Raw genomic sequence first — 15995 nt, 5'->3', positions numbered from 1 at the left:
GCGCCTGGATGGCAGTTGATACGGACGAGCCGACTGGGGCGTTCAACGCGGGGGACAATCCCCGCATGACGCTGACACTCGCCGAAGCCGACCGGATCCTCGCCGACCACTTCGCCCCATGGGTGCTGGACCTGGGGTTGTCCGTCCAGGAGTTGGGGGACGACCGGGCCGTGCTGCGGCTTCCGTGGTCGTCCCGGCTGGCCCGTGCGGGCGGTTCCCTGTCCGGTCAGGTCCTCATGGCCGCCGCGGACACGGCGACGGTCATCGCGGTGTCGGCGGCGCGCGGCGGCTTCGTCCCGATGACGACCGTGCAGCAGTCCACGAGTTTCCAACGGGCCGTCACAGAAGCGAACGTGTCGGTGGAGGCGGTCCTCACCAAGCTCGGCCGCCAGACGGCCTTCGCCGACATCACGATGACCACCGAGGGGTCGCGCGACATCGCGGCCCGGGCGAGCACGGTGTACGCGCTCCTGGGCTGACTCGGCACGCTCCGCGACCACATGGTGACACTTCGTCCGCGATCCGGAGCGGAATCGCGGCTTCGGCGAATCTGCACATCGGCTGCGCAACGAGGCCACCACGCACGGCGGATCTGCACATGCGTCCGCGGTGCGCGGCGCCGCGAGGTCCGGACTGTCCCATTCCGCTCCTCCGCGGCACGAGGTGGCGTGAACCGATGCCGCGCGGCATGTGAAGAAGTCGCCGCCGAGACGTGCCGACTCCTGCACGGTTTCGGTGCCGGGGCACGCAAGTGCCCTGGTGGGAGCAGGGATTGATTGGAGGACCGCCGCGCCCCCGTGCTTTGATCCGTGCACCGCGGTTCGCAGACGTTCCCGGAAACGGGTCCTGCGAGCCCGCGGGTCGCGGCCGGCCATCTGTCCCCAGAGGGGGCCGCTCCCCCTTATGAATACCCATACGAAGGGAAGTTCCATCATGAACTCCACCCCCCAGGTTGCGACCGTCGAGATCTCCGACGCCGAGCTCGACAACGTCGCGGGCGGCCTGTCCGTCCAGGCCGTCGGCACCGTCACGGACCTCGTGGACTCGGTCGCCCCGGTCTCCGGCCTCGTGGGCACCGTCGTCGGCACCGTCGAGGGCGTGACCGGCCTGAACACCGCCCCGGTCACCGGCCTGGTCGCCGGTCTCTGATCGCACCCCGCGCCGTCGAGTCCCGGAACCACTCCCCGGTTCCGGGACTCTCGGATGCCGCGCATCTCTCGAACAGGTGAGGGAGGACCCGTGCAGTTCCGCCAGCAGGCCCTCGCCAAGCTGCAGTCGCCGGAGGAACTCGACCTGCCGGTGCGTTTCGCCCGCCCCCAGGGCTGGCTCGTGCTGTCCGTGACGCTGATCGTCATGGCCGCCGCGTCGGTGTGGGCCGTGACGGGCACCGTGGCGTCCACGGTCAGCGCGCCCGCCGTCCTCACGCACGGCGAGGGCAGCTACGTCCTGCAGAGCCCGGTCGCGGGGCAGGTCACCGCGGTCCTCGCCGAGGAGGGCCGTCGGCTCCCGGCGAACGCCCCCGTCCTCCAAGTCCGTACGGCACAGGGCGAGAAGACCGTCGTCCGCACGGTCGCCGCGGGCCGTGTCACCGCGCTCGCCGCCACCGTCGGGGCGATCATCACGACCGGCGCGAACGTCGCCGCCGTCGAGAAGGTCGCCCGGGCCGACGACCCGCTGTACGCGACGGTGTACGTCCCGGCGGAGAATGCCACGGGCATCCCGGTGAACGCGCCGGTGGACCTGACCGTGCAGACGGTGCCGACCCAGCGGTACGGCGTACTGCGCGGCCATGTGAAGGCGGTCGACCGGACCGCCCGGACCCGGCAGCAGATCACCGCCTACCTCGGTGACAGCCAGCTCGGCGAGCAGTTCACCAGGAAGGGCAGGCCGGTGGCCGTCCTGGTGCGCCTCGACCGGTCGTCCGGCACGAAGAGCGGCTACCGGTGGTCGTCCGCCGACGGGCCGCCCTACGCGCTGGACTCCATGACCCTGGCCACCGGTTCGATCCGCCTGGCCGATCAGCGCCCGATCGATTGGCTCCTGCCGTGACCGCTCCCCAGGACACCCTGCCGCCCCCCGTCCGGGGCAGACGCCGCGCCCCCGCACCCCGGCGCACCCCGCCGAAGGGCGGGCGGAAGACCGTCCGCACGCCCACCGTGCTCCAGATGGAGGCCGTGGAGTGCGGCGCCGCGTCCCTCGCCATGGTGCTGGGCCACTACGGTCGGCACATCCCGCTGGAGGAGCTGCGCATCGCCTGCGGGGTCTCCCGGGACGGTTCGCGGGCCAGCAACCTGCTGAAGGCGGCCCGTAGTCACGGTCTGACGGCCAAGGGCATGCAGATGGACACGGCCGCCCTGGCCGAGGTGAGCGCGCCCGCGATCCTGTTCTGGGAGTTCAACCACTACGTCGTCTACGACGGGACGGGCCGCCGCCTCGGCCGGCGGGGCGTGCACATCAACGACCCCGGCAAGGGCCGCCGTTTCGTCCCGATGGAGGACTTCGACACCAGCTTCACCGGCGTCGTCCTGGTCATGGAGCCGGGCCCCGACTTCCACCGGGGCGGCCGCAGGCCGGGAATCCTGGGCGCGATGCCGGCCCGGCTGCGCGGGACGTCCGGCACCATGCCCGCGGCGGTGCTGTCGAGTCTGCTGCTGGTGGCGGTCGGCGCGGCGGTGCCCGCGCTCAGCCGCCAGTACATCGACATGTTCCTGATTGGCGGTCAGACGTCGCTGCTGGGCGTGCTGTTCACGTCGATGGGCGTCTGTGTGCTGCTCACGGTGGTGCTCACCTGGCTCCAGCAGGCCAACCTGCTGCGTGGCCGCCTCATCTCCTCCACGCTGAGCAGTGCCCGCTTCCTGCGGCACCTGCTGCGCCTGCCGGTGACCTTCTTCTCCCAGCGCAGCCCCGCCGACCTGGTCCAGCGGCTCCAGTCGAACGACGCGGTGGCGGAGACGCTGGCCCGTGACCTCGCGGCCGCCGGGGTGGACACGGTCGTGGTGGTGCTGTACGCCGTCCTGCTCTACACGTACGACCCCCAGCTGACGGCCGTGGGGATCGGCGTCGCCCTGCTGAACGTGGTGGCGATGCGGGTGGTGATCCGGCTGCGGGCGACCCGGACCGCGAAGCTGCGCGCGGACAGCGCCCGGCTGACCAACACCGCCTACACCGGACTGCAGTTGATCGAGACGATGAAGGCGACCGGCGGCGAGGACGGCTACTTCCGCAAGTGGGCGGGGCAGCACGCCACCACGCTCGAGGAGCAGCAGCGCCTCGGTGTGCCGAGCGCCTGGCTGGGGATCGTCGCGCCCACCCTGGCGACGCTGAACAGCGCGCTGATCCTGTGGATCGGCGGACTGCGCGCCGTCGAGGGGCACATCTCGGTGGGGCTCCTCGTCGCCTTCCAGGCGCTCGTGACCCGCTTCACCGCGCCGATCACCCGGCTCAACGGCGTCGCGGGCCGGATCCAGGACTTCGCCGCCGACGTGGCACGCCTCAAGGACGTGGAGAACTTCCAGGCCGACCCGCTGTACGCCAGGACCGGCACGGGCGAGTCCGCCCGGCGGCTGCACGGCCATGTCGAGCTGGAGAACGTCACGTTCGGCTACAGCCCGCTCGACAAGCCGCTGCTCACCGGCTTCTCGCTGACGGTGGGCCCCGGCCGGCAGGTCGCGCTGGTCGGCGGGTCGGGCAGCGGCAAGTCGACGGTGTCCCGCCTGATTTCGGGCCTGTACGCCCCGTGGGAGGGCACGATCCGCATCGACGGCCGACGTCTGGAGGACATCCCGCGCGGCGCGCTCGCCGCGTCCGTCTCCTTCGTCGACCAGGACGTCTTCCTGTTCGAGGGGTCCGTCCGCGACAACGTGGCGCTGTGGGACCCCTCGATCCCGGACGAGGCGGTGACCGCGGCGCTCGAGGACGCTGCGCTTAACGACGTGATCATGCGCAGGCCTGGCGGGATCCACAGCCGGGTCGAGCAGGACGGGCGGAACTTCTCGGGCGGCCAGCGGCAACGGCTGGAGATCGCGCGGGCGTTGGTGCGCAGGCCCAGCATCCTGGTGCTCGACGAGGTGACCAGCGCGCTGGACGCGGAGACCGAGCAGGTCGTGATGGACAACCTCCGCAGGCGCGGCTGTGCCTGTGTGGTGATCGCGCACCGGCTGAGCACGGTGCGCGACAGCGACGAGATCGTGGTGCTCGAACACGGCACCGTCGTGGAACGCGGGCGTCACGACGCCCTGGTGGCGGCCGGTGGCCCCTACGCCGAGCTGGTCAGGGAGCGGTGAGATGACGACGGTGCACGACGGCGACCTCGTCCTCGGGGCGCTCGGCGGCATGGGCACTCCCCTCGACTGCACGGGCCTCAGCCGGCTGGACCTGGAGGGCCCGCAGGTGCTGTGGCTCATCGCGGCGGGCGCCATGGACCTGTTCGCGGTCGACGCCGCCGAGCAGGGCCACTGGCATCACCTCGGCCGGCTCGAAGCGGGCTCGCTGCTGCTCGGTCCCGTCACCGGGCCCCGGCACACGCTGGCCGGCAGGCCGCTGCGGGGCTGTGTGGCGCGCCGGATCGCGCTGCGCGAGCTGTACCAGCGGGCGCCCGCGGAGACCTGGTCGTACGACGCGTACGGGAACCCGCAGTACGTGCCGTCGGCGTCGAGTCCGCTGGAGCACGCCCTCGCCCTCGGTGTCGGCCGCAGTCTCTCCATCCTGTTCCAGGCGCCGATGGCCACGACGAACGCCGGGGCGCTCACCGACGACGACGTCTTCTGGATGCAGGTGCCGCCCGGGAGCGTGCAGTACGGCTCGCTGTACGGCGCCGAGGCGGCGGCCGACCTGCTGATGGACTCCGCCGTCTGGCAGGGCATGGTCGATCAGCAGTACCGCCTGCTCGCCACCCTCGACCGGTGGATCGAACAGCTGGAGGAGCACCACGAGCACCGGACGGCGGCGGGCATCGAGGCGGGCGAGGCCGTCCGTGCCCGGGCCGACCGCACCCTGCTGGCGTCGATCGGCAGGTCGGCGAAGCGGCCGACCGCCGCGGACGCGGACGCCACGTACGCGGCGTGCGAGCTGGTTGCCGGGGCGGCCGGGATCACCCTGGCGCAGCCGGCGCAGAGCGGAGTCGAGAGCGAACGGCTCGACCCGGTCGAGCGCATCGCCCTCGCCTCCCGGGTACGGGCCCGGGCCGTACGGCTCGACGGCCGCTGGTGGCACGACGACATCGGCCCGCTGGTGGGGCACCGTGCCGTGTCGGGGGCGCCGGTGGCGCTGCTGTGGCGACGCGGCGGCTATGTGGCGGTGCAGCCGTCCTCGGGCCGGGAGACGCCCGTGGAGAAGGCCAACGCGGCGGAGTTCGAACCGCGGGCGGTCATGTTCTACCGGCCGCTGCCCGAGCGCCGGCTGAGCCCGCTGCGCCTGATGCGGTTCTGCCTCCGGGGCACGGGCAGTGATCTGCGGAACCTGGCGATCAGCGGTCTGGTGACGGTGGCGATCGGGGCGCTGGTGCCGATCGCCACCGGCAAGGTGCTCGGCGAGTACGTTCCGAAGGCGGAGCAGGGTCTCATCGTGCAGGTCTGCCTGGCCGTCATGGTCACCAGCGTCGTGTCGGCGGCCTTCATGCTGCTGCAGAACCTGACCCTCCTGCGGATGGAGGGGCGCATCGAGGTGACGCTTCAACCGGCGGTGTGGGACCGGCTGTTGAGGCTGCCGACGAAGTTCTTCGCCGCCCGCTCGACCGGTGAACTCGCGAGTGCCGCCATGGGCATCAGCGCGATCCGCCGGCTGCTGGCGGGCGTGGGCCCGACGGTCGCGCAGGCGGGCACGGTCGGTGCGATGAATCTCGGGCTGCTGCTCTGGTACAGCGTCCCGATGGCGCTGGCCGCGGTCGGGATGCTCGTGGTGATCGCGGCCGTGTTCCTGGGGCTCGGACTGTGGCAGGTGCGCTGGCAGCGCCGCCTGGTCGTCCTTAGCAACAAGCTGAACAACCAGGCCTTCCAGACCCTGCGGGGGCTGCCGAAGCTGCGGGTCGCCGCGGCCGAGAACTACGCGTACGCGGCATGGGCGGGCGAGTTCGCGCGCAGCCGTGAACTGCAGCAGAAGGTCGGCCGCATCAAGAACCTCACGACGGTGCTGGGCGCGGTGTACCTCCCGCTGTGCTCCCTGTTGATGTTCATGCTGCTGGCGGGTCCCGCCCGCGGGTCGCTCTCGGCCGCGGAGTTCCTCACCTTCAACACCTCGGTGACGATGGTGCTCACCTCGGTCACCCAGCTGACCAGCGCCTTCGTGTCGGCGGCGGCAGCGCTGCCGATGTTCGAGGAGATCAGGCCGGTGCTGGACGCGGCCCCCGAGGTGCGCACGGCGAGCACCCGTCCGGGTGTGCTGTCCGGCGGTGTCGAGGCGCGCGGGCTCTCCTTCCGGTACTCCGACGACGGCCCGCTGGTCCTCGACGACGTGTCGTTCGTCGTCCGGCCGGGCGAGTTCGTGGCGGTCGTCGGGCCGAGCGGCTGCGGCAAGTCGACCCTGCTGCGGCTGCTGATCGGCTTCGACAAGCCGGTCTCGGGGAGTGTCCTCTACGACGGCCAGGATCTGGCGGCCCTCGACCAGTCCGCCGTACGGCGTCAGTGCGGTGTCGTGCTCCAGCACGCCCAGCCGTTCACCGGGTCGATCCTGGACTGCATCTGCGGCACCGAGCCGTACACGCCGGAGGAGGCGATGGCGGCGGCCCGGATGGCCGGTCTCGCCGAGGACATCGAGCGGATGCCGATGGGGCTGCACACCATCGTCTCGGGCAGCGGCGCGATCTCGGGCGGGCAGCGGCAGCGCCTGATGATCGCCCAGGCGCTGATCCGCCGGCCGCGGATCCTGTTCTTCGACGAGGCGACCAGCGCCCTGGACAACGAGACGCAGCGCACGGTCATCGAGAGCACCCGGGCGCTCAGCGCCACGCGGGTGGTGATCGCGCACCGGCTGTCGACCGTGCTGGACGCGGACCGCGTCATCGTGATGGAGGACGGCCGCGTCGCCCAGCAGGGCCCGCCGGCCGAGCTCCTCGCGGACACGGGCGGACGCCTGCACGAACTGGTGCGACGCCAGATGCGGTGAGCGGCGTCGATCCGCAAGGAGGCCGGGTCCCGAGAGGGCCCGGCTTCGCATGTCCGCGCCTCCCCGGGGGCGCGCCTCTCCGGAGTCGCTCCCTTCCGTGCGGCGCACGCTCACGTGCGGCGCCCGCTCACCTGCATGCGGCGTGCCGGAGCGAGGGGCGCCGCGCAAGCGAAACTTTGCCGTTTCGGTCCGTCTGGTCTACGCTCGATGTGTACGAAACCGTTTCGTTTACATGCCCCCGGCGCAACTTCCCTGGAGCGTTCTCTGATGTCCCCGACCCTGACCGAAAGCACCCCCGCGGGTGCGCAGGACGCGCCCTCGGCGCACCCGGCGAAGCGGTGGTGGATCCTCGCGATCGTCGGTATCGCCCAGCTGATGGTGGTCCTCGACGCCACCATCGTGAACATCGCCCTGCCCTCCGCCCAGGCGGACCTCGGCTTCTCCGACGGGAACCGGCAGTGGATCGTCACGGCCTACTCCCTGGCCTTCGCGTCCCTGCTGCTGCTCGGCGGCCGGATAGCCGACCTGTTCGGGCGCAAGCCCGCCTTCCTCGTCGGCGTGGCCGGCTTCGCCGCGGCCTCCGTGCTCGGCGGCGCCTCGACCAGCTTCGGCATGCTCGTCATGGCCCGCGCCCTCCAGGGCGTCTTCGGCGCGCTGCTCGCCCCCGCCGCCCTGTCGCTGCTGAACACCAACTTCACCGAGGCGAAGGACCGCGCCAAGGCCTTCAGCGTGTACGGCGCGATCGCGGGCGCCGGCGGCGCGGTCGGCCTGCTGCTCGGCGGTGTCCTGACCGACGCCCTCGACTGGCGCTGGACCCTGTACGTCAACGTCGTCTTCGCGATCGTCGCCTTCGCCGGCGGCTGGGTGCTGCTGAGCAATCACCGGGACGCCGCGAACTCCAAGCTGGACCTGCCCGGCACGCTGCTGGTCTCCTCCGGGCTCTTCGCCCTGGTCTACGGCTTCTCCAACGCCGAGACGCACGACTGGGACTCCCCCGCCACCTGGGGTTTCCTCGTCGCGGGCGCGATCCTGTTGACCGCGTTCGCCTGGTGGCAGACCCGGGCCGAGCACCCGCTGCTGCCGCTGCGCGTCCTGCTGGACCGCAACCGTGCCGCGTCCTTCGTCGCCGTGCTCATCACCGGCGCCGGCATGTTCGGTGTCTTCCTCTTCCTCACCTACTACCTGCAGCTGAACCTCGACTTCAGCCCGACCAGGACCGGTGTGGCCTTCCTGCCCATGGTCGGGGCCATGATGATCATGGCCCAGCTCGCCACCACCGTCCTGGTGCCGCGCATCGGACCGAAGACCGTCATCCCGGCGGGCTTCGCGATCGCCGCGACCGGCATGGCGTGGCTGACCGGCATCGGCGTGGCCTCGGACTTCTCGACCGCCGTGCTGCCGCAGCTGATCCTCATCGGCGCGGGCCTCGGCATCGTGATGCCGCCTGCCATGGCCCTGGCCACGAGCGGAGTGGCGGCCGAGGACGCGGGCGTCGCCTCCGCCACCGTCAACACCATGCAGCAGGTGGGCGGTTCGATCGGGACGGCGCTGCTGAACACCCTGGCCGCGAGCGCCGCGACGAGCTACCTGTCCGGCAGGAACCCGACCGACAAGCTCGTCCAGGCCCAGTCGACGATCGAGAGCTACACCACCGCCTTCTGGTGGTCGGCCGTCCTGTTCGTGGCGGGCGCGGTGATCGCCTTCCTGCTCTACCGCCGTGGGACGCAGGAGCCGGACCCGGACGCCGCACCGGTCGTCCACATGTGATCGCCGCCGGACCGAACCACCGGTCCACAGCACCCATCACTCACCGAGCCGAGGGGCCGCCGTCCGCAGGGAGACGGCGGCCCTTCGCCCGTGCCCGGTGCCGGGCGGCCGCGGCCGCGATGCGGGCCTGCTGGGCCAGCTCGTTCTGCGGCAGCGCCGGCCGGTAGACGACGAGGGCACCCGGCTGTTTCGACAGCCGCAACTCCTCGGGAGCGGGCGCGACTTCACCGTCGTAGGCGAGCGGTCCCGCGCCCCGCAGACCCGACAGTCCGACGCTCGGCAGGGTCTCGGCGCTGTACACGCGGGAGCGGCCCAGCGCCCCGGCGAGCGCGGAGACGACCACGCGGGTGCGGGCGAGGCGGTGGTCGCCGTCGACCATGCGCAGGTCGAGCAGTCCGTCGTCCAGCCGCGGGCGGAAGGTGGGGGCGAAACCGTCGGGCAGATACCGGCCGTTGCCCGCGAAGAGCAGCCACAGGCGCCGCGTGCGCCCGTTGACGCGCACCTCGATTGGCGTGGACGTGCGCAGGACACGGGCCAGGGCGAGGGCCGCCGCCGGCCACTTGCCCCACCGTCTCTCCAAGCGCTCCCGGATCCGGACGAGTTCCGGGTAGAGGCCGATGCTGAAGGTGTTCAGGAACCGCACCTCCTCCCCCGCCGCCGCGGCCGCCACCCCGATGTCCACCGCCACCGCCTCACCCCGCGCGACCGCGACCGCGGTGTCCTCGAACTCCGGTACGCCCACGTCCAGTGCGAAGTGGTTGAGGGTGCCGCCGGGGAACACCGCGAGGGCGAGACCGTGCCGGGCGGCCGCCCGGGCCGCCGCGTTGACGCTGCCGTCGCCGCCGCACACGCCCAGCGCGCCGCCCGACCGCAGGGCCCGGTCCACCGCCGTGCCGAGCAGCTCCGTGAAGTCGTCGTCCGGGCCGCACTCGACCAGTTCGGCCCGGGGCAGCAGTCCCCGCAGGTGCGCCGGGGCGGGCAGGGGTACGGGGGACGCACCCGTTCCCGCACCTCTGTTGAGGAAGACCACCAGTCCCTCCCCGTCGGGCAGCGCGGGCGCGTCGGCCGCGGGCCGTTCCCGCTCCGGGGCGACGGCGCGCGGGGGCCACCAGTGGCAGGTCAGCGCGGCGGCCCCGGCTCCGATCGCGACGCCGGCCAGCACGTCGCCGGGGTAGTGCACGCCGACGTAGACCCGCGAGAAGGCGACCGCCGCCGCCAGGGGCGCGACCAGGACGCCGTACCGGGTGGACTCCAGGGCGACTCCGGTGGCGAAGGCGGCGGCCGAGGCGGAGTGCCCCGAAGGGAAGGAGGTGGTGTGCGGCTGACGCCTCAGGTGCCGGACCGGCGGCACGTGGTCGAGGAGCGGGCGGGGGCGCCGGGCACCCCGCTTGACGACCGTGTTGACGGTGAGCGAGGCGAGGGCGAGCGAGCCGGCACCGCGCAGCGCGGCGCGGCGGGCCGTGCGGCCGCCGAGCACGGTGAGCGCGGCGGCGGCTCCCAGCCAGAGCCGGCCGTGATCGGCGGAGCGGCTGAGCCGCCGCACCGCCGGATCGGCGCCGGGCAGCCGCGCGCCGGCGACCCGTGTGAACAGCAGTTGGTCCCACTCACCCAGAACACGCATGCTCCACCACTACGGGATCCCGGCCGACGCGGCATCCGGGGCGACTCGGACCGGTGGCGGCGCTGCTCCGGGCGGCGCACACCGCGGCGTGCTCCCGGTGGGCGTGCTTCGACGGGAGTCGGGTAGTTCCGGGGCATGCGACTGAGCGTGGTGGACGTGGGATCGAACACTGTCAGACTGGTGGTTGCCGACGCCGAGGGCGGGGTGCCGCTGCCGGTGCACACGGCCAAGTGGCGGCTGCGGCTGTCCGAACACCTGGAGCCCGACGGCCACATCCCGGAGGAGTCGGTGCACCAGCTCGTCCAGGCGGTGCGCGGAGCGGCCCGGACCGCGCAGCAGTGGGGTGCCGCGAACCCGTTGGCCTTCGCCACGGCAGTGGTCCGCAACGCCCCGAACCGCTCGGAGATCCTCGGGACCGTCCGGACGGAGACCGGTGTGCCGCTGTGCACGCTGCCGGGCGAGGTGGAGGGCGAGCTCACGTTCCTCGGGGCCCGAAGATGGATGGGCTGGAGATCGGGGCCGCTCGCCCTGATGGACATCGGCGGCGGTTCGCTGGAAGTGGCTTTCGGCCGGGGCCGGCTGCCGGACTTCGTCGCCTCGCTGCCGCTCGGGGCCAGGCGGCTGACGCAGGAGTTCCTTCTCGATCAGGACCCGCCGACGCCGGAGGCCCTGCGCGCGCTGCGGCGCAAGGTCCGTCACCAGCTGCGGGACGTGGCCGCGCGCATCCGCTGGGAGGGGCCCCGTACGGCCGTCGCCACCTCGCGGACGTTCCAGCAGCTGGCCCGGCTGTGCGGCACCGCGCCCGGCCGCCACGGGCCCTTCGTGGAACGGGAGTTGCGCCGCAGGGAACTGGCCCGGGCCATTCCACGTCTCGCCGCACTCCCGGCGGACGAACGGGCACGCCTTCCCGGCATCTCGGCCCCCCGCGCCGCCCAGAGCCTCGCCGGCGCCGTGGTCGGGCACACCACCATGAAGCTCACCGGTGTGAAGGAGGTCAGCATCTGCCCCTGGGCCATCCGCGAGGGCGTGCTGCTGCGGCACATCGAGGACGGCGGGTCCTGGTGGGCGGAGATCAGCGAGCGCGGCGACGACCTGCCGCCGCCCGCCGGAGCGGGAGCGGTGCCGCTGCGCATCCCGGCCCAGGCCCGCTGAGCGCCGCAGTCGCGTGGAGCCGTCCGGCGGCGGACACCGTCGCGAGTCCTGGAAGCCCGCGCGGTGACCACGGCGCCTGCGATTCGCCCGGACGCCGCGGGCCGCCCTCCCGGCCGGCCCGCGGACAGCACGGTGCGGACATCACGGTGCCCGGCCGCTCCCCGGGCGACCCGGTTTGATGTACCCAGGCGTCCCGGGTCCCGATGAGGCCGTCCCGACCAGGCCGTCCGCCTCGGGATACCCGCCCCCGTCGTCCCCACACCGCGGATGACCTCGCGCGGGGCGGGTACCCGGCCGCCATGACAGAAGATCGTCCAGGCCCGAAGCTGCCGCCCGGCCGCGGCCCCGTCTCCACGGCGGTCCTCGCCCACCTGACGGGTGCGGGCCCGCTCCCGGCGCCCGAGGAGATCCGCGAGGCGGCGCCCTACGGCGACGACCTGCAGCTGGCCCTGTACTGCTGCTACGAACTGCACTACCGCGGTTTCGCCGGGGTCGACGCCACCCTCGAATGGGACCCGGACCTCCTGCGGACCCGGGCGGCGCTGGAGGACCGCTTCCTGACCGCCCTGCGCGCGGACACCCGGGTGCACGACAGCGTCGAGGCGGCGGTGAAGGAATTGCTGGTGGAGCCCGCGGAGGGCACCGGGGTCAGCCACCACCTCCGCGACGAGGGCGAGCTGTGGCAGATCCGCGAGTACGTGGCACAGCGCTCGCTGTACCACCTCAAGGAGGCCGATCCGCACGCCTGGGTGCTGCCGCGCCTGTGGGGACGGGCCAAGGCCGGGATGGCCGCGGTCGAGTTCGACGAGTACGGGGGCGGCCGGGCCGAGAGGGTGCACGCCAAGCTCTTCGCGGACATGATGGACGACCTGGGACTCGACACGACGTACGGCCACTACCTGGACCAGGCGTCCGCGGAGATGCTGGCCACCGTCAACATGATGTCCCTCTTCGGTCTGCACCGGAATCTGCGCGGGGCGCTGGTGGGGCACTTCGCGGCGGTCGAGATCACTTCCTCGCCCGGCTCCCAGCGGCTCGCGGAGGCCATGCGGCGCACCGGTGCGGGACCCGCCGCCGAGTTCTTCTACGACGAGCACGTCGAGGCCGACGCCGTGCACGAGCAGGTCGTACGCCACGACGTGATCGGCGGCCTGCTGGCGGAGGAGCCGTACCTGGAGGCCGATGTCGTCTTCGGCATCGACGCCACGGGCCATCTGGAGGACCGTCTCGCACGGCGGCTGCTCACGGAGTGGCACGCGGAAAGGCAGACCGTACGAGATACCCATATTTCATGATTCCCCGGGTACTCGCCCCGCGTGAAACCTCTGGCACTTCCGGGCGTCTACGCCCCACAGGATGACACCTCGCTGCTGGCCGGCGCGCTCTCCGACGAGCCGTTCGCACCTGGGGCGCGCGTGCTGGACGTGTGCACCGGTACCGGCGCTCTGGCCCTCGCAGCCGCGCGGAAGGGCGGCCGGGTGACGGCGGTGGACGTGTCGTGGCGGGCGGTGTGCACCGCCCGGCTGAACGCGCGTCTGGCCGGGCTCCCCGTGCGTATCGTGCGCGGAAACCTGTTCGCCCCGGTGGCGGGCCAGTCGTTCGACCTGATCCTCACCAACCCGCCGTACGTGCCCGCGCCCGACGCCCAGGGCACTCCGCGGGGTGCGGCCCGGGCCTGGGACGCGGGCCGGGACGGCCGGCTCGTGCTGGACCGGATCTGCCGCGAGGCGCCCGCCCTGCTGCGGCCGGGCGGCGTGCTGCTGATGGTCCACTCGGCGCTCAGCGGCGCCGAGCCCACCCTCAAGCTCCTGCGCGCGGCCGGTCTGCGGGCCGCGGTGACGGAGCGCAGGTGGGTCGCGTTCGGCCCCGTACTGCGCGAACGGGAGGGCTGGCTGCGGGAACGCGGTCTGCTCTCCCCCCACGAGGAGAAGGAAGAGCTGGTGGTCATCCGTGCCGAACGACTCGTCTGACGCCCCGCGCCGGATCACCGTGCAGCGTCGCGGCCCGATGATGGTGGACGGGCCGGTCGAGGTCGAACTCGAGGACGGCAGCGTCGTCTCGTCCGACCGCTTCCGCGTCGCCTTGTGCACCTGCCGGCTCAGCCGCCGCTACCCGTGGTGCGACACCAGTCACCGCCGGTCGAAGCCCACATAGGCAGGGCCTTCACCCCAGGCGGTTATTACTCGTTCGGGCGAGCGGCATCGTCGATGATGCCGTCCGCCCTCCGCCGCGCACACATGCCGAGGGCCGGCGGACAGCCCCACTCCGTCCGGCCGGCCCTCGGTGCGAGATCGCGTGGCACTCCCGCGACGGGGGCTCGCACTCCCCAGCAACGGCCCTCGGTCAGTGCTCACGGGGGCCCCGCGATCCCGGTCTCTAGAACGCGAAGACGTTCGTCCCGTAGGAGTTCTTCACGCACTCGTTGGCGAAGGTCCGCTCGTACGACACGCGTCGGCCCTGCCACACCCCGTCGACGGTGACGACCACCGGGTCGAACTGCTTGGTGCACATCACCTCGCCTCTCGCGTCCAGGGCGTCGAAGTCCCCGCCCGCGGCGCGGAGTTCGGAGCAGGCCCGGACGGCGGCCGGATGCGTACCCGAAGCGGTCGGGGCGCAGCTCAGGGTGACGGCCCGTTCGGGGGTGAGGGTGGCCGCGCTGTCGCCGTGGCCCACCGTGAGGACGAGGGCCGAGGGGGCGTAGAGCGAGGCGGGGGCGGGGCCCGGGGCGGCGAGGGCGGACCCGGTGAGGGGGCCGCAGACGGCGGTGGCCGTCAGGGTCAGAGTCGCTGCCCAGCGCGCGGTGTTCGGCATTGTGTGCATCCTTCCGCTGTGACGAGGCTGCACCGGCTCGGGTTTGGTGCCGGTGCGGCGAGCGCGAGTCTGCCGAGTCCGGCGCGGAAACACACATCGACCCCATGCGTTTCGGTAACTTTGAGTATTGAATCAGTGGCGCGAAGTCACAGAATTCGAACGTGCAAGCCCCGCAACCGTGGGCTTGATGATCGCCGGAATCGGCCCGCTGGCCGGTTTCCCACGGCTCTGCAATAGGCCTGAAACATTCCGGTTCGGCCCGGAAGCAGGGCTCGCGTCCGTCGTGCGCAGGCCCCGGGCGCACCGCACCGGCGTCGTCCTCGCCAAGATTGCAGGTCACCGGCGTCACCGGCGGCAAGGGCGCAGCTCACCGCCGTCGCCGACGACAGGGGCGCACCTCCGGGCCCACCCCGGCCCGCCCACCCGCCGTCAGCTCCCGTGACGCGCTACGCCGAGGCGCGGACCACGAGTTCGGGCTCGAAGACCAGTGCGGTGGGTTCCGTGCGCACGCCGCGGATGTGCTCGTCGAGCAGCCGCGCCATCGCCGCCGCCATCTCCTCGACCGGCTGGCGCACCGTCGTCAGCGGCGGCCGGCAGGTCACCGCGACACTGGAGTCGTCGAAGCCGACCACGGCGACATCGTCCGGCACCCGTCGGCCGTGCTCCCGCAGCACCTGGCAGACGCCCTGCGCCATCAGGTCGTTGGCCGCGAACACCCCGTCCACGTCCGGATGTCCGGCGAGCAGGGCGGACATCGCCGACATGCCGCTGTCCAGGGTGAAGCCGCCCTCGGCGACCGGCACGTGCGGGTACCCCCGGCGCGCCATCGTGTCGCGGAACCCGGCGAGCCGGTCCTGGCTCGCGGAGACGCCCAGCGGTCCCGTGACCGTGACGATCCGCCGGCACCCCCGGGCCAGCAGATGCTCGGCGGCAAGTCGGGCCCCGTCCCGGTGGGCCAGGTCGACATGGCTGAGCGGCACGGGCCGCGACGGCCGCGCGAACAGCACCGCGGGCAGGCCTGCGTCGGCCAGCAGCGCGGGGAGCGGGTCGTCCGCGTGTGTCGAGACGACCAGCGCGCCGTCCGCGCTGCCCTGCCGCAGATAGGCCAGCGCCTGCGCTCTCGCCTCGACGGATTCGGCGAACATCAGCACCGGATGCATCGAACGGGGCCGCAGGTAGCCCACCACTCCCCCGACGACGCGTCCGAAGAACGGGTCCGCGAACACCCGCGTCGCGAAGCCGTTCTGCTCCTCGTCCGTGGCGTCACCGGCGCCGGAGACGATCAGCGCGACGGTCTCGGTGCGCCGGGTCACCAGGGATCTGGCGGCCCGGTTGGGCGCGTAACCGGTCCGCTCGACGGCTTGGCGCACGACGTCCTGGATGGCCGGGTCGACGTTGCGTATGCCGTTGATGACCCGGGACACGGTCGCGCGGGAGACCCCCGCCTCCCGCGCGACGTCCTCCAGCGTAGGAGCCTGTCTGCTCATGCCCGCACCCTAACGGCCCGGTCCACGAACGGTATAGAGCGCTCTCCGGCGCCCGCGGG

13 protein-coding genes are annotated in these 15995 nt (G+C 72.6%); 10 read left to right on the top strand and 3 right to left on the bottom strand.

Going from position 1 to position 15995, the window contains the following annotated elements:
• Positions 1 to 65 precede the first annotated feature (65 nt).
• From AC0ZLC_RS17400 to AC0ZLC_RS17375, 6 genes are all read left to right on the top strand, one after another.
• Entirely contained in the window at positions 66 to 479 is a 414-nt protein-coding gene (locus tag AC0ZLC_RS17400; protein ID WP_476752865.1) for a PaaI family thioesterase, read from the top strand.
• A 454-nt stretch (positions 480 to 933) separates the two neighbouring features.
• Positions 934 to 1149: a type A2 lantipeptide gene (locus tag AC0ZLC_RS17395; RefSeq protein WP_121407520.1), complete on the top strand. Its 216-nt coding sequence runs from the start codon at positions 934 to 936 to the stop codon at positions 1147 to 1149.
• A 90-nt stretch (positions 1150 to 1239) separates the two neighbouring features.
• Entirely contained in the window at positions 1240 to 2049 is an 810-nt protein-coding gene (locus AC0ZLC_RS17390) for a hypothetical protein (RefSeq protein ID WP_476752864.1), read from the top strand.
• Entirely contained in the window at positions 2046 to 4283 is a 2238-nt protein-coding gene (locus AC0ZLC_RS17385) for an NHLP family bacteriocin export ABC transporter peptidase/permease/ATPase subunit (protein ID WP_476752863.1), read from the top strand. The genes AC0ZLC_RS17390 and AC0ZLC_RS17385 overlap by 4 nt, the downstream gene beginning before the upstream one ends.
• A 1-nt stretch (position 4284) precedes the next feature.
• Positions 4285 to 7098, top strand: a complete 2814-nt coding sequence (locus tag AC0ZLC_RS17380; RefSeq protein ID WP_476752862.1) for an NHLP bacteriocin export ABC transporter permease/ATPase subunit — start codon at positions 4285 to 4287, stop codon at positions 7096 to 7098.
• A gap of 264 nt (positions 7099 to 7362) precedes the next feature.
• Complete coding sequence (locus AC0ZLC_RS17375; RefSeq protein WP_476752898.1) at positions 7363 to 8865, top strand: DHA2 family efflux MFS transporter permease subunit; 1503 nt, start codon at positions 7363 to 7365, stop codon at positions 8863 to 8865.
• A 40-nt stretch (positions 8866 to 8905) separates the two neighbouring features.
• Here AC0ZLC_RS17375 and AC0ZLC_RS17370 read toward each other — a convergent pair whose 3' ends face one another.
• Positions 8906 to 10486, bottom strand: a complete 1581-nt coding sequence (locus AC0ZLC_RS17370) for a phosphatase PAP2 family protein (protein WP_476752861.1) — start codon at positions 10484 to 10486, stop codon at positions 8906 to 8908.
• Between the two features lie 135 nt (positions 10487 to 10621).
• On the opposite strand from AC0ZLC_RS17370, the gene AC0ZLC_RS17365 reads away from it, so the two are divergent.
• From AC0ZLC_RS17365 to AC0ZLC_RS17350, 4 genes are all read left to right on the top strand, one after another.
• Positions 10622 to 11638, top strand: coding sequence for a Ppx/GppA family phosphatase (locus tag AC0ZLC_RS17365; RefSeq protein WP_476752860.1), 1017 nt, complete (start codon positions 10622 to 10624; stop codon positions 11636 to 11638).
• A gap of 299 nt (positions 11639 to 11937) precedes the next feature.
• Positions 11938 to 12933 (top strand): iron-containing redox enzyme family protein, encoded by a 996-nt coding sequence (locus AC0ZLC_RS17360; protein ID WP_476752859.1) that lies wholly within the window; start codon positions 11938 to 11940, stop codon positions 12931 to 12933.
• A gap of 21 nt (positions 12934 to 12954) precedes the next feature.
• Complete coding sequence (locus tag AC0ZLC_RS17355; protein WP_476752858.1) at positions 12955 to 13608, top strand: HemK2/MTQ2 family protein methyltransferase; 654 nt, start codon at positions 12955 to 12957, stop codon at positions 13606 to 13608.
• On the top strand, positions 13589 to 13792 hold the full coding sequence (locus tag AC0ZLC_RS17350; protein ID WP_476752857.1) for a CDGSH iron-sulfur domain-containing protein: 204 nt from the start codon (positions 13589 to 13591) through the stop codon (positions 13790 to 13792). Before AC0ZLC_RS17355 ends, AC0ZLC_RS17350 begins: the two co-directional genes overlap by 20 nt.
• Before the next feature lie 222 nt (positions 13793 to 14014).
• Here the strand turns inward: AC0ZLC_RS17350 and AC0ZLC_RS17345 are convergent, their stop codons facing one another.
• Together AC0ZLC_RS17345 and AC0ZLC_RS17340 are read right to left on the bottom strand one after the other, a co-directional pair.
• On the bottom strand, positions 14015 to 14449 hold the full coding sequence (locus AC0ZLC_RS17345; protein WP_476752856.1) for a protease inhibitor: 435 nt from the start codon (positions 14447 to 14449) through the stop codon (positions 14015 to 14017).
• Positions 14450 to 14895: 446 nt separating this feature from the next.
• Positions 14896 to 15936 (bottom strand): LacI family DNA-binding transcriptional regulator, encoded by a 1041-nt coding sequence (locus AC0ZLC_RS17340; RefSeq protein ID WP_476752855.1) that lies wholly within the window; start codon positions 15934 to 15936, stop codon positions 14896 to 14898.
• Positions 15937 to 15995 lie beyond the last annotated feature (59 nt).

It is taken from the genome of Streptomyces sp. GLSS-08, from assembly GCF_056387915.1.
This window is presented reverse-complemented; position numbering and strand designations above follow the sequence as displayed.